Annotated in this window: 14 protein-coding genes; 9 read left to right on the top strand and 5 right to left on the bottom strand. The window is 64.4% G+C overall.

Annotated elements, in window-relative coordinates:
* Nucleotides 1-43: 43 nt before the first annotated feature.
* A complete protein-coding gene (locus tag CK215_RS02660; RefSeq protein WP_095829993.1) occupies nt 44-2,365 on the bottom strand; it encodes an NADP-dependent malic enzyme in 2,322 nt (773 codons plus the stop codon).
* A 159-nt stretch (nt 2,366-2,524) separates the two neighbouring features.
* Nucleotides 2,525-3,304: an SDR family oxidoreductase gene (locus tag CK215_RS02665; protein WP_095829994.1), complete on the bottom strand. Its 780-nt coding sequence runs from the start codon at nt 3,302-3,304 to the stop codon at nt 2,525-2,527.
* A gap of 117 nt (nt 3,305-3,421) precedes the next feature.
* Between CK215_RS02665 and CK215_RS02670 the strand changes: the two genes are divergently transcribed.
* Entirely contained in the window at nt 3,422-4,252 is an 831-nt protein-coding gene (locus tag CK215_RS02670) for a UDP-2,3-diacylglucosamine diphosphatase (RefSeq protein ID WP_095829995.1), read from the top strand.
* A 142-nt stretch (nt 4,253-4,394) separates the two neighbouring features.
* Nucleotides 4,395-5,609: an MFS transporter gene (locus CK215_RS02675; protein WP_095829996.1), complete on the top strand. Its 1,215-nt coding sequence runs from the start codon at nt 4,395-4,397 to the stop codon at nt 5,607-5,609.
* On the opposite strand, the gene dgcA is transcribed toward CK215_RS02675, so the two are convergent.
* The gene (gene dgcA / locus CK215_RS02680; protein ID WP_095829997.1) at nt 5,580-6,563 is read right to left on the bottom strand and encodes an N-acetyl-D-Glu racemase DgcA; all 984 of its coding nucleotides are present in this window, start codon (nt 6,561-6,563) and stop codon (nt 5,580-5,582) included. The two genes, CK215_RS02675 and dgcA, sit on opposite strands and share 30 nt — an antisense overlap.
* 76 nt (nt 6,564-6,639) lie before the next feature.
* Between dgcA and CK215_RS02685 the strand changes: the two genes are divergently transcribed.
* From CK215_RS02685 to CK215_RS02700, 4 genes are all read left to right on the top strand, one after another.
* The gene (locus CK215_RS02685; RefSeq protein WP_095777784.1) at nt 6,640-7,827 is read left to right on the top strand and encodes an ABC transporter permease; all 1,188 of its coding nucleotides are present in this window, start codon (nt 6,640-6,642) and stop codon (nt 7,825-7,827) included.
* Between the two features lies 1 nt (nt 7,828).
* Nucleotides 7,829-8,647 (top strand): ABC transporter ATP-binding protein, encoded by an 819-nt coding sequence (locus CK215_RS02690; RefSeq protein WP_066995274.1) that lies wholly within the window; start codon nt 7,829-7,831, stop codon nt 8,645-8,647.
* 14 nt (nt 8,648-8,661) lie between these two features.
* Nucleotides 8,662-10,035, top strand: coding sequence for an MlaD family protein (locus tag CK215_RS02695; protein WP_095829998.1), 1,374 nt, complete (start codon nt 8,662-8,664; stop codon nt 10,033-10,035).
* 88 nt (nt 10,036-10,123) lie between these two features.
* Nucleotides 10,124-10,714 carry an ABC-type transport auxiliary lipoprotein family protein gene (locus CK215_RS02700; protein ID WP_095829999.1) on the top strand — a complete coding sequence of 197 codons (591 nt, stop codon included), beginning with the start codon at nt 10,124-10,126 and terminating at the stop codon, nt 10,712-10,714.
* A 33-nt stretch (nt 10,715-10,747) separates the two neighbouring features.
* Here CK215_RS02700 and CK215_RS02705 read toward each other — a convergent pair whose 3' ends face one another.
* On the bottom strand, nt 10,748-11,362 hold the full coding sequence (locus CK215_RS02705) for a 3'-5' exonuclease (protein ID WP_095777781.1): 615 nt from the start codon (nt 11,360-11,362) through the stop codon (nt 10,748-10,750).
* A gap of 106 nt (nt 11,363-11,468) precedes the next feature.
* Nucleotides 11,469-17,672, bottom strand: coding sequence for a kinesin (locus tag CK215_RS02710; RefSeq protein ID WP_095830000.1), 6,204 nt, complete (start codon nt 17,670-17,672; stop codon nt 11,469-11,471).
* A 292-nt stretch (nt 17,673-17,964) separates the two neighbouring features.
* Here CK215_RS02710 and CK215_RS02715 point away from each other — a divergent pair, with 292 nt between their 5' ends.
* The 3 genes from CK215_RS02715 to CK215_RS02725 all read left to right on the top strand — a co-directional run bounded on the left by CK215_RS02715 (nt 17,965) and on the right by CK215_RS02725 (nt 19,887).
* Complete coding sequence (locus tag CK215_RS02715) at nt 17,965-18,333, top strand: Hpt domain-containing protein (RefSeq protein WP_066992375.1); 369 nt, start codon at nt 17,965-17,967, stop codon at nt 18,331-18,333.
* Nucleotides 18,334-18,440: 107 nt separating this feature from the next.
* Nucleotides 18,441-18,761 carry a 2Fe-2S iron-sulfur cluster-binding protein gene (locus tag CK215_RS02720; protein ID WP_066992377.1) on the top strand — a complete coding sequence of 107 codons (321 nt, stop codon included), beginning with the start codon at nt 18,441-18,443 and terminating at the stop codon, nt 18,759-18,761.
* 94 nt (nt 18,762-18,855) lie between these two features.
* Complete coding sequence (locus CK215_RS02725) at nt 18,856-19,887, top strand: NAD(P)/FAD-dependent oxidoreductase (protein ID WP_095830174.1); 1,032 nt, start codon at nt 18,856-18,858, stop codon at nt 19,885-19,887.
* Nucleotide 19,888: the final 1 nt, after the last annotated feature.

The raw sequence follows: 19,888 nt of genomic DNA on the forward strand, positions 1-19,888 counted from the left end.
TCCGCTGGCGCGAGCTCGCATCAACCCAGAGCTCACCCTCAACTCAGATCGGGGCGAGCGCCTGCGCCTTGTGCGCCGCCTCGACCACCGCCAGTGCCGTCATGTTGACCACGCCGCGCGAGGTCACAGAAGGCGTCAGGATGTGCGCGGGCTTGTCGGTGCCGAGCAGGATCGGCCCGACATGCAGCGCGTCCATCATGGCACGCAGCGCCGTCAGCGTGATGTTGGCCGAATCGAGGTTCGGGAACACCAGCAGATTGGCTTCCCCTTTCAGCCGCGAATGCGGGTAGACGCGCTGGCGCAGATGCTCGGAAAGAGCCGAGTCGGCATGCATCTCGCCGTCGCTCTGCAGCTCCGGCGCGATGCGGGCGAGGATGGCAGCGGCCTCGCGCATCTTGAGCGCGCCGGGCGAATCGCGCGAGCCGAAATCCGAATGCGACAGCAGCGCAGCCTTCGGCTCGATGCCGAAGCGCTGGATTTCTTCCGCCGCCAGCACCGTCATCTCGGCGATCTCCTCCGCCGTCGGATCGACGGAGACATGGGTGTCGGTGAGGAAGATGATGCCGCGCTGCGAGATCAGCATCGACAGCGTCGAGAGATCGCGGTCCTTGATGCCCGGACGCGGCCCGATGATCAGCGTGACATTGCGGAGATGGCGCTCGAAGCGGCCTTCGAGCCCGCAAATCATCGCATCCGCATCGCCGCGCTTCAACGCAAGCGCCGCGATCACCGTGTTGTTGGTGCGCACCATGGTGCGAGCGGCTTCCGTCGTTATACCGCGGCGGCCGGCGAGCTCGATCAGCAGATCGACATAGTGCCGGTAGCGCGGATCGTCCTCCGGATTGATCAGGCCGAAATCGACGCCCGGCCGGATGCGCAGGCCGTAACGCTTCAGCCTCACTTCCACGACATGCGGACGGCCGATCAGGATCGGCTCGGCGATGCCTTCCTCGAGGACCACCTGTGCCGCCCGCAGCACGCGCTCGTCCTCGCCGTCGGCGTAGATGACGCGCTTCGCGCTGGCGGCCTTGGCCGAGGAGAACACCGGTTTCATCACCAGGCCGGAGCGGAAGACGAAGCGGTTGAGCTTGTCGACATAGGCCGCGAAATCGGAGATCGGCCGCGTCGCCACGCCGGTGTCGCAGGCGGCTCTCGCCACCGCCGGCGCGATGCGCAGGATGAGCCGCGGATCGAAGGGCGAGGGGATCAGGAAGTCCGGCCCGAAGACCGGCGTCTCGCCGGAATAGGCGCGGGCGGCGACGTCCGATGGCTCCTCGCGGGCCAGCGCCGCGATCGCTCTGACCGCGGCCATCTTCATCTCCTCGTTGATGGCGCTAGCCCCGCAATCCAGCGCGCCGCGGAAGATGTAAGGAAAGCAGAGCACGTTATTGACTTGATTGGGAAAATCGGAGCGCCCGGTGCAGATCATGGCGTCGGGCCGTGCCGCGCGCGCAACCTCCGGCATGATCTCCGGCGTCGGGTTGGCGAGCGCCAGGATCAGCGGCTTCGGCGCCATGTGCTGCAGGAGCTCGGGCTTCAGCACGCCGGCGGCGGAGAGGCCGAGAAAGACGTCGGCGCCGGGGATGACATCGGTCAGCGTGCGCGCCTGGGTGTCCTTCACATAAGGGTCTTTCCAGCGGTCCATCTCCTCGACCCGGCCTTTGTAGGCGACGCCGAAACGATCGGTGACCCAGATGTTTTCGACCTTGGCCCCGAGCGAGACCAAAAGGTTGAGGCAGGCGAGCGCCGCAGCGCCCGCGCCGGACGTGACGATCTTGATGTCGGAGATCGATTTGCCGGCGAATTCCAGCCCGTTGAGCACCGCGGCGGCGACGATGATTGCCGTGCCATGCTGGTCGTCATGGAAAACCGGAATGCCCATGCGGGCCTTCAGCCGTTCCTCGACCTCGAAGCATTCAGGCGCCTTGATGTCCTCGAGATTGATACCGCCGAAGGTCGGCTCGAGAGCAGCCACCGTCTCGACCATGCGCTCGATCTCGGGAGCATCGATCTCGATGTCGAACACGTCGATGCCGGCGAATTTCTTGAACAGCACCGCCTTGCCTTCCATCACCGGCTTGGAGGCGAGCGGGCCGATATTGCCCAGCCCAAGCACCGCCGAGCCGTTGGAGACAACGCCGACGAGGTTGGCGCGCGCCGTGTAGTCGGCGGCGGCCGCGGGATCGTCCTGGATCTCGAGACAAGGAGCGGCAACGCCCGGCGAATAGGCAAGCGCGAGGTCGCGCTGGTTGCCCAGCGGCTTGGTCGCCTGGATCTCGAGCTTTCCCGGGGTGGGGTGCTTGTGGAAGAAGAGCGCGGCCTCATCGAGGTCCGATCGGGCCGTTTTCTTGCTCTCGCCGTCCATTCGCGGCCCTCCTGCGCTTCTTGCTTTCGAGCCTTTTAGCATGCAGCGGCGATTCTTCGCGACGCCAAATGTCGGCCTTGGCATTCACGATGCCGAGGCGAAGATAATCAATCCATTTCAGCCTGTTGGCTCGGAAACTTGCGGGATTGACGAAGCTCGTCAGAACGCACTGACATAGAGGCCGCCGTCGACCGGGATGTTCTGTCCAGTGAGATAGCCGGCATGAACCGAGCACAGGAAGGCGCAGATCTGGCCGAACTCTTCCGGCGTGCCGAGGCGCTTTGCCGGTACGTCGGCGCTGATGCGGGCCTTGCGCGCGGCGGCCGCTGCGGGGTCTTCCGGCGTGCCGGCTTCGTGCGGGCCACGCAACCGGTCGGTGTCGAGCTTGCCGGGCAACAGGCTGTTGATGGTGACGTTTCGGTCGATGACCGTGCGGGCCACGCCGGCAAGGAACGAGGTCAGGCCGGCGCGGGCGCCCGACGACAGGTCGAGGCCCGGGATCGGCACATAGACCGACAGCGATGTGATGTTGACGATGCGGCCGAAGCCGCGCTTGGCCATACCGTCGATGACCGCCTGGATCAGCTCGATCGGCGTCACCATGTTCTGCGTCACGCCTTCGAGGATTTTCGCGCGGTCGAGCTCGCGGAAATCGCGAAGCGGCGGGCCGCCATTGTTGTTGACCAGGATGTCGGGGGCGGGGCAGGCGGCAAGCAATGCCTTCTGCACTTCCGGCTTCGAGACGTCGCCGGCGATCTCGATCACCTCGACACGGAATTTTTCGCGGATTTCCTGCGCCGTCTTCGCCAACAGCTCGGCGTTGCGGCCGTTGATGACAAGGTCGACGCCGGCTTTGGCCAGCGCAATCGCGCATCCGCGCCCCAGTCCCTTGCTCGAGGCGCAGACGATGGCCTTCTTGCCGCGAATGCCGAGATCCATGGTGATTTCTCCTTTTTCGAGGGCGGCAAGCTAGCGCCTGGGCTGGACCAACCGCAACCGTCATACGGTTGTTGCATGAATCGAGGCATAGCACGCCAAAGAAAGGTGGAAATCGCGATGTCCGGTCCAGAGCCCCGCACTTTTCGCACCATGTTCATTTCCGACGTGCATCTCGGCTCGAAAGCGGCCAAGGCCGATTTCCTGATCGATTTCCTGCGCCACCATGACGCCGATACCATCTACCTGGTCGGCGACATCGTCGACGGCTGGCGCCTGCGACGCAGCTGGCATTGGCCGCAGAGCCATAACGACGTGGTGCAAAAATTGCTGCGCAAGGCGCGCAAGGGCGCCTCGATCACCTACATCGCCGGCAACCACGACGAGTTCGCCCGCCAGTTCCAGGGCGTGCATTTCGGCGGCATCGTCGTTGCCGACCGCGCCATTCATGAGACCGCCGACGGCAGGCGGCTTCTCGTCATCCATGGCGACCAGTTCGACACCGTGGTGCACAACCAGCGCTGGCTCGCTTACCTCGGCGACTACGCCTATGACACGGCAATGCTGGTCAATCGCCTCGTGACGAGGCTGCGCCACCTGCTCGGCCTGCCTTACTGGTCGTTCTCTTCCTGGGCGAAGGTCAAGGTGAAGAAGGCGGTGAACTTCATCGGATCGTTCCAGACGGTGCTCTCCGAGGAAGCGCGGCGCTCGCATGTCGACGGCGTGATCTGCGGCCACATCCATCACGCCGCGATCGAAAGCTATGGCGACGTGCAATACATCAACACCGGCGACTGGGTGGAAAGCTGCACCGCGGTGGTCGAGCATTTCGACGGCCGCATCGAGATCCTGACCTGGGCGCATGTGCTGCCCGAAGTTCCGGCCGGCAAGGACGCGCCGGTGCGCGTCGATCTCATCGATCTCAAGGGCAGGGCGGTCAAGGCTGCCTGAGCGCCTTTCCGGCTCCGAGGTTCCTTGTCTTTCAACAGCTTTGGCCAGATCGACTGGTCCAGGCGGTTCCGCCGCGCCTTGCCGCGTGATAGGGATCGAAACGCGTTGCGGGTCGTGGAATGCAGCGTAATTGGATCGATTCATGCCGCTGCCGCCGCTTTCGCCTGAGCAACTCGTCAAGCCCGCCCACTTCGAACTGCGCATGAGCCTGATCTTCGCGACATTGTTCGTGTCGCAGGGGACGCATCTGCCCTATTTTCCGCTCTGGCTGGAGGCGAAAGGCTTCCACGCCGAACAGATCGCAGTCATCCTGGCCGCGCCGATGTTCCTGCGCGTCGTGACGACTCCGATGCTCACCGCGTTTGCCGACCGGGCGAAGGACCGCGCCAATGTCTATATCGCGCTGGTCGCGGCGACGATGATCATTTCGGCCGGCTATTTCCTGCCGGCCACCTATGCGGGCGTGCTGGCCATCTCGCTGTTGCTTTCGATCCCCTGGACGCCGCATTCGCCGATGGCCGATTCGCTGGCTCTGTCGGGCGTCCGCCGCTTCGGCTCCAACTACACCGCCATGCGCAAATGGGGTTCGATCTCCTATTTCTGCGCCAATATAGTCGGCGGCTTCATCCTGGCGGCCACCGGCCCGCAAGCAGTTCCGGCGATCATCTTTGTGGCCCTTGCCGCAGCGCTTGCCGCGGGTTTGTGGGCGCCGCGGATGGGCAAGCCTCGCAAGGCGTCGCCATTATCGGCGACCGACATTCAGCATTCGGCGCCAAGCCTCTTCAACGCCTATTTCCTCTATTTCACGCTGGGTGTCGGCATCATCACCGCCAGCCACGCCTTTCTTTACGGCTTCGTGTCGATCTACTGGAAGTCGATCGGCATCAGCGATTCCGTCGTGGGCCTGCTGTGGGCCTGGGGCGTGGTTGCCGAGGTCTGCATGTTCTTGTTCTTCAACCGCATTTTCGCCTCGGTTTCCGTCGTCAGGGTGATGGTGATCGCCGGCATCGGCTCGATCCTGCGATGGGTCGCCTTTCCGCTGGTCTGGCCGCTGGGCCTCGGCGTCGTCGGCTTCTTCGGCGTCCAGACGCTGCATGCGGTTTCGGTGGCGATGGTGCTGATCGGCCTGCAGAAGATGATCGGCGAAACGGTTTCCGAAGAGCGCACGGGCGCCGCGCAAGGCATCGCCTATTTCTTCAACGGCTTCTTCATGGCCGCGGTCACGCTGGTCTCCGGCCCGCTCTACGATCGTCTTGGCGTCGACGGGTTCCTGGCGATGATCCCGATCGCGATCATCGGCCTCGCGCTGATCGGGCTTGCCGCGCGCTCAGCCCCACAGCGCCGGCTGAGGCGGTGAGACCAGCGAGCCCTGGTAGACGAGACCCGGTTCGCGGTCGTGCGCCAAGAGCAGCGGCCCGTCGAGGTCGACGAAATCGGCGCCTTGAGCCAACAGCACTGCCGGCGCCATGGCGAGCGACGTGCCGACCATGCAGCCGACCATGATGCCGAAACCCAACTCGCGAACACGATCGCGAAGGATCAGCGCTTCGGTCAGTCCGCCAGTTTTGTCGAGCTTGATGTTGACGACGTCATAAAGGCCGACCAGCGCTTCGAGGTTCTTCGCCTCGTGCACGCTTTCGTCGGCGCAGATCGGCACGGGATGCGCGATTTCGCGCAAGATGCCATCACGGCCGGCCGGCAGCGGCTGCTCGATCAGCACTATGCCGTGCTCGGCTGCGAATGCGAGATTCTCGACGATGTTGTTATCGGTCCAGCCCTCGTTGGCGTCGAGTATGATGCGGCTTTGCGGGGCGGCTTGCGTCACGGCGCGAATCCTTGCCGCGTCGTTGTCGCCGCCGATCTTGACCTTGAGCAGCGGCCGCGAGGCAGCGGCGCGGGCCTGCGCCGCCATCGCCTCAGGTTCGGCGAGCGACAGCGTGTAGGCGGTTTCAAGCGCCTTCGGCGAAACGACCCCGATTGCGTCCGCCACCGGCCTAGCGCCCAGCTTGGCTTCGAGATCCCACAAGGCGCAGTCGATGGCATTGCGGGCCGCGCCCGCCGGCATGGCCGCGAGCAAGGCGGTGCGGCCGATGCCGTCGATGATCTGGCCGCGCATCGCCTCGATTGCGGCGCGCACGCCTTCCATCGTCTCGCCGTAGCGCCTGTAGGGCACGCATTCGCCGCGTCCGACATGTCCGTTGTCGGCGATCGTCACGGTGATGACTTCGGCCTCGGTTTTCGAGCCGCGCGAGATGGTGAAAGTGCCCGCGATGGGGAATCGCTCCGCCTCGACCGAAATGACACGCGCCATATTTTTCTTCTCCGGCTGTGCGACCCGGTCTCCCGGCAAATCGACACGCCAGTCCCGTCACGCTAAACAGGACGCCATGTTGACCATCCGCAAACGCGACGCAAGCCGCACGCCCGCCGGTGATGCCAATCACCAGCCGCGCATTGCCGTCGGCGAGGAAGGCGACGTGCTCGGCTGCGCTTTCTCGGGTGTCTGGACGACGCGGACCGTGGCATCGATCGATGCCGAAATGCGCAAGATCGAAAACCGCAACAGCGCCAAGAAGCTGATGCTCGACCTTTCCCAGATCGAGAAGATGGACACGGCCGGCGCCTGGCTGATCGATCGGCTGGCGAGCGCTTTCGAGAAGAAAGGCGTCGAAGTCCATGTGCAGGGGCAGAGCGAGATCGCCTCAATCCTGCTCGGCGCGGTCGGCGACGCGGTGCGACGCGAACCCGAATCGGGGCCGGCCGGACCGCCCAACATCATCCTGCGCGCGCTGGAGCTGGTCGGCCGCCGCGTCTACGAGATGCGCGACGATTTTCTGGCCTCGATGAACATCCTCGGCGCCACCATCCGCGGCGCGCAGATGAAGCTCGGCCGCGGCCATGCCGTCAATCCGGCAGCAATCTTCAACCAGATCGACCGTATGGGCGTCGGCGCCATTCCCGTGGTGGTGCTGATGTCGGCCATCGTCGGCGCCATCGTCGCCCAGCAAGGCGCTTATCAGCTTAGCTATTTCGGTGCCGACATTTTCGTTGTCGACCTCGTCGGCGTGCTGATCCTGCGCGAGCTTGGCGTGCTGATGACCGCGATCATGCTGGCCGGCCGCTCGGGCAGCGCCATCACCGCCGAGATCGGCTCGATGAAGATGCGCGAGGAGGTCGACGCGCTGAAGGTGATCGGGTTGAACCCGATCGGCGTGCTGGTGTTTCCGCGGCTCGTCGCCTTGGTGATTGCGCTGCCGTGCTTGACGATCATCGCGAATTTCGCCGCGCTCGGCGGCGGCATCATCGCCGCCTGGCTCTATTCCGACATTCCACCGGCGGCATTCATCGATCGGCTGCGGGTCGCCATCGACCTCAGCACCATTTTTGCCGGGCTGATCAAGGCGCCGTTCATGGCCATGATCATCGGCACCATCGCTTCGGTCGAGGGCATGAAGGTCGGCGGCAGCGCCGAATCGCTCGGCCAGCACGTGACCGCGTCGGTGGTGAAGTCGATCTTCGTCGTCATCATCCTCGACGGGCTTTTCGCCATGTTCTACGCATCGATCGGGTTTTGAGATGGCGGTTGCAAGCGGCAACGGGGTCAACACGGCGCAGAACGCGGACGAGAGCGAGATCGTGCTTTCGGTCCGTGACGTCACGGTTGCCATCGAAGACAAGCTGATCCTCGACAAGCTTTCGCTCGACATCGAGCGCGGCGAGATCCTGGGGTTCGTCGGCGCCTCGGGCGCCGGCAAGTCGGTGTTGCTGCGCACCATCCTCGGGCTTATGCCGAAGCAATCGGGAACCATCAGGCTGTTCGGCGTCGACGTCGACAAGGCAAGCGAGATCGAGCGCCTGCGCATCGACATGCGGCTTGGCGTCCTGTTCCAGCACGGCGCGCTGTTTTCGGCGCTGACGGTGCTGGAAAACGTGCAGGTGCCGATGCGCGAGTATCTCGACCTGCCGAAGAAGCTGATGGACGAGCTCGCCATGCTCAAGATCGAGCTGGTCGGGCTGCCGCCGGACGCAGCGCAGAAATTCCCCTCCGAGCTGTCGGGCGGCATGATCAAGCGCGCGGCGTTGGCTCGCGCGCTGGCGCTCGATCCGGACATCGTCTTCCTCGACGAGCCGACCTCGGGCCTCGATCCGATCAGCGCGGCCGAATTCGACGAATTGGTCGTCAAGTTGCGCGATACGATGGATTTGACGGTCTACATGGTCACGCACGACCTCGACACGCTGTTCACCGCCTGCGACCACGTGGCGGTGCTCGGCAAGAAGAGGGTGCTGGTCGAAGGCACGATCGACGACATGCTGAAAAGCGAGGAGCCGTGGGTAAAATCCTATTTCCGCGGAAAACGCGCCCGACAACTTGATCTTGCGGCTCGCGCATAGCCATAAGTGAGGTAATGGAAACCAGAGCCAACTACGTCATTGTCGGCATTTTCACGCTGGCCGCGATCCTCGCGGCCTTCGCCTTCGTCTACTGGACGGCCGCGATCGGCGAGCGTGGCGAGACGACGCTGTTGCGCGTGCGCATCCCGGGCTCGGCTTCGGGCCTTGGCCGCGGCAGCTTCGTGCTGTTCAACGGCGTCAAGGTGGGCGACGTCAAACGGGTCTATATCGATGTCGACAACCCGACGGTCGCCATCGCCGATACCGAGATCGACCGCATGACGCCGATCACCAAGTCGACGCAGGCCGATATCGGGCTCGCCGGCCTCACCGGCCAGGCCAATATCGAGCTGAAAGGCGCCGATCCCAAGGAAGTGAAGCTGCTCGACCAGGCCGAGAAAGAAGGCAGGGTTCCGGAGATCGTCGCCAATCCGTCGGCCGTGACCAACCTGCTGCAGACGGCGCAGAACATCTTCACGCGTGCCGATAAGGTGCTTTCCGAGTTGGAAGGCTTCACCAAGGATGTTCGCGGACCTCTGACGCAGACAGTCAAGAACGTCGAGACCTTCTCCAACGCGCTGGCCAAGAATTCGGACGGCATCGATAAATTCCTGTCCGCCGTGAGCTCGCTTTCGGAGCAATTGCAAAATGTGTCGGGCCGACTCGACAGCACGCTGAAGGCGGCCGAGGGCCTGCTCAATTCGGTCGACAAGGACCGGATCAAGAGCATCGTCGCCAATGTCGACGCTGTCACCGCGAACCTCAAGGAAACCAGCGGGCAGTTGGACGGCGTGCTGAAGAACGTCGATGCCGCGGTGGGGTCGGTCAACGACTTCGCCAAGCAGACGCAAGGTACGCTCGCCAAGGTCAACGGCGTTCTCGATGGGATAGATCCGGCGGATGTCCGTGCGGCGCTCGCCAACATCCAGAAGGCGAGCGACAGCGCCAACAAGGCGGCCGCCGACATCGCCAAGGTCACCGACAAGATCGCCAACCGCTCCGACGACATCAACGATACGATCAAGAATGCCCGCCAGCTTGCGCAACGCCTCAACGACGCCTCCGTGCGCGTCGACGGAATTCTCGAGAAGGTCGACAAGCTTCTCGGGTCCGGTGAAGCCAATGGCGTAATGGCCGATGCTCGGGCGACGCTGAAGTCCTTCAAGCAGGTTGCCGATACGCTGAACTCTCGGCTGGGCACCATCGTCGACAATCTGTCGCGCTTCTCCGGCCAGGGGCTGCAGGATGTCGAGGCGCTGGTCCAGGCCAGCCGGCGCTCGATCAGCCGAATCGAGGAAGCGGTGACAGATCTCAGCCGAAACCCGCAGCGCATACTGACGGGCGGCGAGGGGGAGGTCCGTCAGTTTGACGGCAGGGCACGGCGTTGACTTCCGCTGCTGCGAACGCCAAGAACATGGATTGCAGCTGTAAGTTGATCGTCAGATCCGGGGACAGTGGGGATCGCGCGTGAAGTCAGTGAGAGGGTTGAAGTCCGTTGCTGCCGCGACGCTCGTGTTCACGCTTGCAGGCTGCGCGGTACTGGGGGGCAGGCCGGCGCCGCTCGACACGTTCGAGCTTTCCGCGCCTTCGCTCGACATGCGAGGCCACAGCCGCCGCCAGATCCTGATCGCCCAACCCTCGGCGCTGAAGGCGCTGGACAGCCAGAACATCGTGATCAGGCCGTCCGACCAGTCGATCCAGTTCCTCAAGGGCGCGCAATGGGCGGACCGCCTGCCGCTGATCGTGCAGGCAAGGCTCGCCGAGACTTTTCAGCGCTCCGGCAGCTTTGCCGGTGTCGGCAAGCCGGGCGAGGGTCTGGCGATCGACTACCAGATCATCGTCGAGGTGCGGTCCTTCGAAGTCCGGGTCAATGGGGGCGAACATGCCGATGTGGACCTGTTCGTGCGCATCCTCAACGATCGCAATGGCGAGGTGCGCGCCTCGAAGGACTTCACGGCCAGCGCACCGGTCTCGGGCGGCGGAAACGCCGCTTATGTCGGTGCCCTGGACAGCGCGTTCGGCCAAGCGGCGAAGGACATCGTGCGCTGGACCGATTCGGTGATCTGAACGAATGCGCGTGCCTGTGCGGTGCCGCGCAAGCTACAAACACTCGAAGACGTCTGCCTGCAATTTTTCGGATTTCAACAGATGTTGCAGGGTGTAGGTCAGCGATAGCGCATCGTCGAGCGCGTCGTGTGCCCGCAACGGAACGTGGTCGACGCCATAGTAGTCCGCCAGCTTGTTGCTGGGTGTCCTCGCCAAATCTTCGATCGGCATCCCTGCCGCTAGCAGCAGCTTGACTGCATTGTCGAACCGGTTGGCTGGTATGGAAACGGGAATGCCGGCGATATAACAACTGATCGCGACCATGTTCAGCTCGTCCTTGCCCCAGGACCAAAAGCGCGCACCGTCGGAGAACCGGTCGATGTCGGCAAGAGCTTCTGCCAATCCGACTCCCTCGGTCTCCAGGGTTTCTTCAGTGATGCCGGTGAGCTGGGTGAAAAACGGATCGAGCGCGTATCCCCGGCCGAATCGGTCAATCGGTTGCACATAGGCGCGGTGCGTGCCTAATAGGGGAAACTCCCCCTCAAGTCCGAGCTTTACTGCGCCGACCTGGGCTATGACCGGATCGGGATCATGAGCCGCGCACCAAAATCTGCGTTGCGAGCCTTCGAGGCAAAGAAATTCGCAGTCGAAGATTATCGCTGTCTTCAAGGCCTTCCCGCCAATTCGAAGATGGGACCTGCGTCAAACTAAAAGTAGATTCTAAAATGAAGAAGCGGAGCAATGGCCCCGCTTCAGTGTCTGACAGGTGCCCCGCTCAGTGCAGGCGGCCGCTGGCGTGGGCCAGCATCGTGTAGACCTTGCCGGTGTCCGACGTGAGATAGGTTTGCGCCATGATGTTGTCGCGGTCGTTGCGCGATACGTCCTTGAGCAGCTTCTCGAAATCGTCGCAGTAGCGGTCGACGGCGGCGCGGAACTCGGCCTCGGCCTGATACTTGCGGCGGATCTCGTCGAAGGTCTGCTGGCCCTTCAGCGTGTAGAGCCGGCGCGTGAACACGTCGCGCTCGCCGCGGCGGTAGCGGTTCCACAGCTCGATCGAGGCGTCATGGTCGATGGCGCGGGCGATGTCGACCGACAGCGAGTTCAGCGATTCCATGACATGCAGCGGCGAACGCTGGGCAGGGGTCGCGCGCGGTGCTTCCGCGGGCGTCGCCGGCTTCAGCTCTTCCTCGCGCGAGGCGTTGGTCAGGAGATCGCGCACCCAGCCGCCCTGCTGCGTGCGGCCGTTCGGATCGCGGCGCGGCGCTTCCGCCGGGCGCTCGAGATCGAGGGTGCCGCGCAGCGTCGTCTCGCCGAGCGGTGCCTGCGGCGCCGGGCGCTCCGGCTGAGGCTGCTGCGGCGCCGGCGGGCGGCGCAGCGGCTGCTCGGCGGGGCGAGCGGGCGACTGCGGCGCGGGGCGCAGGGCGCGCGGCTCGCCGGTCTCGCTGCTGCCGCTGCGGCCGGATTTCGCAACGATATCCGACAGTTCCTTGAGCGCGTTAATCTGCTCGGCGACGGCGCGGCGGATGGCCGAGGTCGATTCCTTCGCCTCCTCCGGCATCTCGATGACGCCTTTCTTGAGCTCGGCGCGGGTGAGGTCCAGCTCGCTCTTGATGGAGCCCGCAGTGCGCCGCATCTCCTCGGTCGCGTCGGCGAAGCGGCGCGTCGCCGAATCGACGACCTCGGCGATGGCGGTGCGAATCTTCTCCGCCGATTCCATCGTCCGGCCCTCGGCATTCTGCATCGTCTGGCCCACAAGAGTCTCGAAGGAGCGCATGACTTTCTCGAGGTCTTCCGACTTCTTGACCAGGCCGACGGCGAGGTCTTCCAGCGACGACTGCCGCTCCAGCGTGTGCTCGAGATTGCTCTGCGCGGAGCTCAGCAGGTCCGAGGCGCTGGACAGCAGGCGGCTGTGCTCGTCGAACTTGGTCGCGATCGAGGCGACCTCGCGCAACGTCGCCGACGACAGATCGGTGAGCCGCGTCGTGTTGGAATCAACGAGGCGCGCCGAGCTGGCAAAGGTCTGGGCCGCCTTCTCGGTGGTCGCCGCGAAGCTCTGCGTGCTGCCGCTCAGGCGCTCCTCGACCTGGCCGAGATTGACGGCCGCCTGGTCGATCAGCTGACTGAGCTGCGCGCTGGAGGTGGTCATGCGGCCGATAAGGTCGGCAACGCTGTCGGCCAGCGTCGAGCGGGCGCCCTCGACCGCCGAGAGCGTCTCCGCGGTACGGTTGGCGAGCGCATTGACGAGGGCCGCGTTTTCGCTGCGCAGCTTCTCGGTCGCCCGTTCGGTGACCTCTTCCATGCTCTTTTGCAGCTCGGAGCCGCCCTGGGCGAAGCGCTCGACCAGGGGACGCGCCGTCTCGTCGAGAATCTTCGACATTTCGGCGGAGCGCGCCGCAAGCATGGTGTTGAGCTCGCGGGTGTTGGCGCCGATGGTCTTTGCCGCCTCGTTGGTGCTCTGGCCGATATGCTGGCCGACCGCGGTGAAGGTTTCGGCAATGACGTTGGCGCGCGAGATGAGCTGCGCCTCGGCGCTGGAGACCTGCTCGTTGAGCTTCTGGCCCATCGTTTCGGCGCCATAGGCGAGCCGGTTCTCGACGCTCGCCACCTGTTCCTCGACACGGGCCGCCGCCGCAGCGGCGCTCGAGGCCAGGCGTTCGTCGGCACCGGCAAGTGCCTGCTCGATCTCGCGGGCGTGGACGGCGAGTTCCTGGCCGGTCTGGCGGGCACGGTCGGCGACGCGCTGCTCGGTGGCGGCGAATGCGCCGACAATGGTGTCGGCATGTTCGCCGATGGTCGAGGTGCTGCTGGCGATGCGCGACACCAAACGGTTGTCGGCGTCGTCGAAGATGCGGGCAATTTCAGACGCCCGCGACGACAGCGCCTCCGAACCTTCGGCAATGCGCGAGATCAGATGCTGGTCGGCGGCGTCTAAGATGCGGCCGAGATCCGAAGCGCGGGCGGCCAGCGCTTCGGCCGATTCGGTGATGCGCATGCTGAGGCGCTCGTCCGCGCCCTCGAAGTTGCGCAGGATGTCGCCGGCGCGGGCTGCGAGCGACTGCGCCGTTTCGACCGCGCGGGCAACCAGTTTCTGGTCGGCGGCGTCGAAGGTGCCGGCGATCTCGCCGGCGCGGGCGGCGAGCTTGTCGGCGGTTTCCTCGGCACGGGCCATGAGCGCGTTGGACGCGTCATCGGCGCGGGCCATCAGCATACTCGAGGTGTCCTGAGCGCGCTCGTGCAGGCGGCGGTCGGCCTGCTCGAAGGCGTTGGCAATCTCTTCGGCCCGGGCGAGCAGCGCAGCCGAAGTCTGTTCGGCGCGTTCGGCGATCTTGCGATCGGCGTCGCTGAAGGCGGCGCCCGCCTGCTCGTGCAGCGTGCTGGTGATTTCCATCACCTTGTCGCGCAGCGCGCCGGCAACGAAGACGGCGGTCTTTTCGAGGACGCCGCGGACATTGTCGACGCCGGCCGAAAGCGCACGCTCCATGGTGCCGGCGCGTTCTTCGATGATGCCGGTCTGGCGGCTGAAGGCCTGCTCGATCTTCTCGACATCGGCAGCGATCGCCGCCGAGATGTCGCTGCTCTTGGCCGCGATCTGGTCGATATGGCCGGACACCGAACGGTCGACGTCCTTGCGCGCTTCGGCGAGCTTGACGAGGTCATCTTCCAGCGCGCGGGCCAGCATGTCGCGGCCTTCGGACAGCTTGCCGATGTGACCGGCGATGACGCCGTCGATCTCCGAGCGGCTTTCCGCCAGCTTCTGCAGATCGGATTCAAGCGCCCGCTTGAGGATGTCGCGACCCTCGGCGAGCTTTTCCACCTGGCCGGAGACCAGCCCGTCGATGCCGGCGCGGCTCTCGGCGAGCTTGGCCAGGTCGGCCTCGAGGGCGCGCGTGAGGACATCGCGGCCTTCCGCGAGCTTGTCCACCTGCGCGGCGACGAGGCCGTCGATCGAGGCGCGGCTTTCGGCGAGCTTGCCGAGGTCCGCTTCGAGCGCACGCTTGAGGATATCGCGGCCTTCGGCCAGCTTCTCCACCTGGCCAGCGACCAGACCATCGATCGAGGACCGGCTTTCGGCCAGCTTGGCGAGATCGTCCTCCAAGGCCTTGGACAGGGTCGAGCGGTCCTGGAGCAGCCTGTCGGCGTGGGTCTGCATGAGGCCGCTGGCATTGGCCATGTCGGCATCCAGGACGCGCGACAGCTCGGCGCGATGGTCGGCGATCTTCTGCGAATGATCGACGATGGCGCCCTGGATGGTGTTGAGGTCCGCTTCCAGCGCGCGTTTGAGGATGTCGCGGCCCTCGGCAAGCTTCTCGACCTGGCCGGCCACCAAGCCATCGATGCTGGAACGGCTCTCGGCCAGCTTGGCCAGATCGTCCTCGAGCGACTTCGACAGCACGGCGCGGTCCTGGACGAGCCTGTTCTGGTGATCGGAGATTGCGCCGCCGACGGTCTGCAGGTCGGCCTCCAGGGCCTGCGACAGCTGAGCGCGTTCCTCCTGCACCTTCTCGGAGTGTCCCGCAATGGCACCCCTGATGGTGTTGATGTCGGCTTCCAGGGCACGCTTCAAGATATCGCGGCCTTCGGCGAGCTTCTCGACCTGGCCGGCGACCAGGCCGTCGATCGAGGCGCGGCTCTCGGCCAACTTGGCGAGATCGGATTCGAGCGTCTGGGACAGCAGGCTGCGGTCCTCGACAAGCCTTCCGGCGTGGCTGTCGATCAGGCTTCGGATTCCGCTCAGGTCTCCCTCCAGCGCGCGGCTGAGTTCACCCCTGTCCTCCGCGAGCTTGGCCGAATGGGTCTCGATCAGGTCCTTTATCCCGGCGATGTCGGTCTCCAGCGCCTTGGCGAGCACGGCGCGGCCCTCGGCGATCTTCTCGACCTGGCCTGCGACCAGGCCGTCGATCGAGGCGCGGCTGTCCGCCAGTTTGCCGAGATCGGCTTCCAGCGCGCGCGCCAGAATATTGCGGCCCTCGGCCAGCTTGCCGACATGTCCAGCGACCATTTCGTCAATTATGGTGCGGGCTTGCACGAGTTTGCCGGAGTCTTCGTTCAGCGCCTGAGAGAGGCGGTTGCGACTCTCTTGGAGCTGCTCGAGATGGGCTCCGAGCGAGGCGTCGATGGCCGCGTGGGACTCGTTGACCTTGCGCAGGTCCTCTTCCAGCGCGCGAGAGATAAGGCTGCGGCCCTCGGCCAGTTTTTGGACCTGACTGGCCACGGCCTCGTCGATGCCGGCGCGACTCTCGGCGAATTTCGCGAGGTCCTCCTGCATGGCGGCGGCCATACGGTTGCTGCTGTCGGAGAGCTTCCGGCTGTGGTCTTCGATGGCTTCGTCAATGCCGGCGCGAGCATCGGCGAGGCGCTGGATGTCGGAGTCGAAGGCGCGCGACACGACATGGCGGGCCGCCTCCATGCGTCCGGCGAAATCCGTGGCGCGGGCTTCGAGCATGGAAGAGGTCGACGAGATGATGTCGGCCATGTCGGCACCGATCTGGGTCTTGCCCTGATCGATCATCGACGACAGCTGGTCCTTGCTCTCGGCGAAGGTGTTGGCGATCTCGCGCGCACGTTCGACCAGAGTTTCGTTGATCTGGCGGGCACGCGCTTCGAGCGCGGCATTGAGCTTCTGGGTGCCGGTGTCGAGTGCTTCGGCGCGGGTCTGGAACTCGCTGATCAGCGCCTGGCCGCGCTCGGCCAGCGTCCGCTCGATGCCGCTGAGGCTTGCTTCGAATTCGGAGTTCAGCGTGCGGGCGGCGCCGCCGAGCAGCGAAACCATGCCGTTGGTGCGATCGTCAAGAAGATCGGTCAGCGAACGGGTAAGGCCGTCCGTGGTGTCGGTCAGCTTGGCGATGCGGGTGTCGAGCAGGCTGGCGAAGGCCTCGCCCGAGGTCGACAGGCGGTCGGTGATCGTGTCGAGCCGGGTTTCCACCGAGTCGAAGATCGACAGCGAGCTCTCGTTGATGCGATCGATCAGCGTGTCACCCGAATTGTTGATCGTCATCGACAGCTTGGTCGAGGCATTGAGGATCGAATCGCGGATGATATCGCTGGCGGCACCGATCTCGTCGCGCAGCGTCTCGTGCGCGCCGTGGATCGAAGCGCGCACGCGCTCGGCATGGCTAACGACAGCTTCGCGCTCGCTGCCCAGCCCGTCGACCAGCGAGCGGATACGCGCTTCGTTCTCGGAGTAGGAGCGCTCGATCTGGTTGACTTCGCTGTGGACGAGGGTTTCGAGCTCGACGGCGCGGGCCAAAGTGCGCTCGATGCCTTCGCCCATGGCGGCGACCTCGCGGCGAACGGCCTGACCGATCATCATGACGCGGTCTTGGGCAAGGTTTTCCGGCTCGGCGAGGCGGAAGGCCACTTCGGTCATGGATTGCGCGGCGATGCGCATTTCCTGCGCGCGCCGGATCATGGCGGCGAAGGCCCAGAACAGGATGACCGGGATGATCGCCGCGACCGCCAGGCCGATCAGCTCGGGGCGGGCGAAGAACTGGTCGAGAGTGCGGATCTGCCAGATGCTCGGCCCAAACAGCAGGTTGGCGAGGCCGCCGGCGCCTGCGATCCAGGCGAGTGAAATGAACGCGATCACCCAGTAGACGGTGCTCGAAGCGCGCCGGTTGAGGCCATGCAGAAGCGTCCGGTAATCCTTTTGGCGATCGTCATTGGCCGGCGTGAAACCGGCGGGAGCCGGCGTAAAACCGTTCGGTTGCGAGGCGCGCGATTCGAGCGGGCGCAGTTCCGCCGGCTTCGGCTGGGGCGCCGCCTTCGCGGCCTGAGGCTCATTTGCCGGCTCGATTCTATGGCTGCGGCCTTCGCGCGCCAGTTCATCCGCGGCCGCCGAAATCTGGGCCTCGAGATCTTCCATCGACGCCGCCATGTCGAGCCCGCCTTCGTCGCCGTTCAGGTCAAGGTCAAGCGCCTTTTCCAGTTCCGCGGCCACGTCGCTCTCGAGAGATTTGGTCGTCGTCGGTTTCTTAGCCATGCCTTCGCTACCCTGTACTAGCTGCCGCGGGACTTATGATTTTGGCCTGATTCTGGCTTGTCTGGTCCCAGACAGGAGGCTGAAAATGGACGTTCGTATCGTAATGACACACACGGGTAAAGAAAACATGCATTCCCGGCGATACGTAAAACTTTAAATATAAGGTTAACGGGAGCGTGATTTGGCTGCCTCCGTGACAACATTTTTCCCCGGCAATCGTTAACCCGTTGGCGACGGGAATCCGCCTATTTTTGGGCCGCCGGCCGGGCCCCTTCTTGGAGTAGCAGTGCGTATGCGTGGCGAGATTGGTATTGCGTTTTCCATGCCCGGCGGCGACGTGTCGGGAACGGCAGGTTCGCGACCTGTGGATATGGCCCACCTTGCGCGGCAGACGATGGATGATCGCGCGCTCGAACAGGAGGTGCTGGCGCTGTTCGTGCAGCAGGCGCTTTCGGTGCGCGACAAGATCGTCGATGCCGATGCCAAGGAACGGGTGCTCCTTGCACACGGCCTGAAAGGCTCGGCCCGCGGCATCGGCGCCTTTGCCGTCGCCGAATGCGCTGCAGCCATTGAAAAGCAGCCTGAGGATGGTCGCATCCTGAGGAAGCTGGGCGTGCTGATCGATGAAGTGCGGGACTTCATCGCCGCCATCAGCCGGTAGTCCTCCAGGGAGCACATCCAGAAAAAACGTCATGCGGTGGCGCTTTCGCGCCGCAGTTGACTTGTCCGGCGGAGTGATTATCTCGGCTGCGACTCCTCAGGTGACAAATGGCCAAGCTGACTTACATCGCCAATGACGGTACTCAATTCGACGTGGAGGCCGAGAACGGCTCGACCGTCATGGAAAACGCGATCCGCAACGCGGTGCCCGGCATCGAGGCCGAATGCGGCGGCGCCTGCGCCTGCGCGACCTGTCATGTCTATGTCGACGAGGCCTGGACGGGCGAGGTCGGCGAGCCGGAAGCGATGGAGGAGGACATGCTGGATTTCGCCTACGACGTCCGGCCCAACTCGCGCCTGTCCTGCCAGATCAAGGTGCGCGACGCGCTCGACGGTCTGGTCGTGCGCGTTCCCGAACGGCAGGGCTGAACCAAGTCTCCATTTCCAATTTTGCCGTGGCTGCTTGGCAGCGAGCCAATGCTCATGCACTGTCGCCAGCATTCCCAAAATGGGGGCGGAGCTGATGACGGACACGATCAAGACGGACGTACTCATTGTCGGGGCAGGGCCGGTCGGCCTATTCGCCGTGTTCGAGCTCGGGCTCTTCGACATGAAGTGCCATCTCATCGACATCCTCGACCGTCCCGGCGGGCAATGCGCCGAGCTCTATCCGGAAAAGCCGATCTACGACATTCCCGGCTGGCCGATGATCACTGCCCAGGGTCTGGTCGACAAGCTGCTCGAACAGATCCATCCCTTCAAGCCGGACTTCACTTTCAACCGGATGGTCTCAAGCCTCGAAAAGCTCGAGGACGGCAGCTTCCGCGTCACCACGGACGAGGCTGAGGTGTTCGAAGCCAAGGTGGTGGTGATCGCCGCCGGCGGCGGCTCGTTCCAGCCCAAGCGACCGCCCATCCCGGGCATCGAGAGCTACGAAGGCAAGAGCGTGTTCTACTCGGTCCGGCGCATGGAAGATTTCCGCGGCCACGATCTCGTCATCGTCGGCGGCGGCGATTCGGCGCTCGACTGGACGCTCAACCTGCAGCCAATCGCCAAAAGCGTGACGCTTGTCCACCGGCGCCCGGAATTCCGGGCTGCGCCCGACAGCGTCAACAAGATGTATGCCATGCAGGAGATGAAAGAGCTGGGATTCCTGGTCGGTCAGGTGAGCGGGCTCGCGGGCGCCGACGGCCAGCTCTCGTCCGCCACCATCAAGGGTGGCCCCGATGGCGATATCGAGGTGCCATGCACCCGCATGCTGCCGTTCTTCGGCCTCACCATGAAACTCGGGCCGATCGCCGAATGGGGGCTGAACCTGCATGAGAACCTCATCCCGGTCGACACCGAGAAATTCCAGACGTCGGTTCCCGGCATCTTCGCCATCGGCGACATCAACTGGTATCCGGGCAAGCTGAAGCTGATTCTGTCAGGGTTCCATGAGGTTGCCCTGATGGCGCAGGCCGCAAAACGCATCGTCAGCCCGGGCGAGCGCATCATCTTCCAGTACACGACCTCGTCGACCAGCCTGCAAAAGAAGCTCGGCGTCCACGATTGAC

This window comes from Mesorhizobium sp. WSM3864, from assembly GCF_002294955.1.
Classification (GTDB): Bacteria; Pseudomonadota; Alphaproteobacteria; order Rhizobiales; family Rhizobiaceae; genus Mesorhizobium.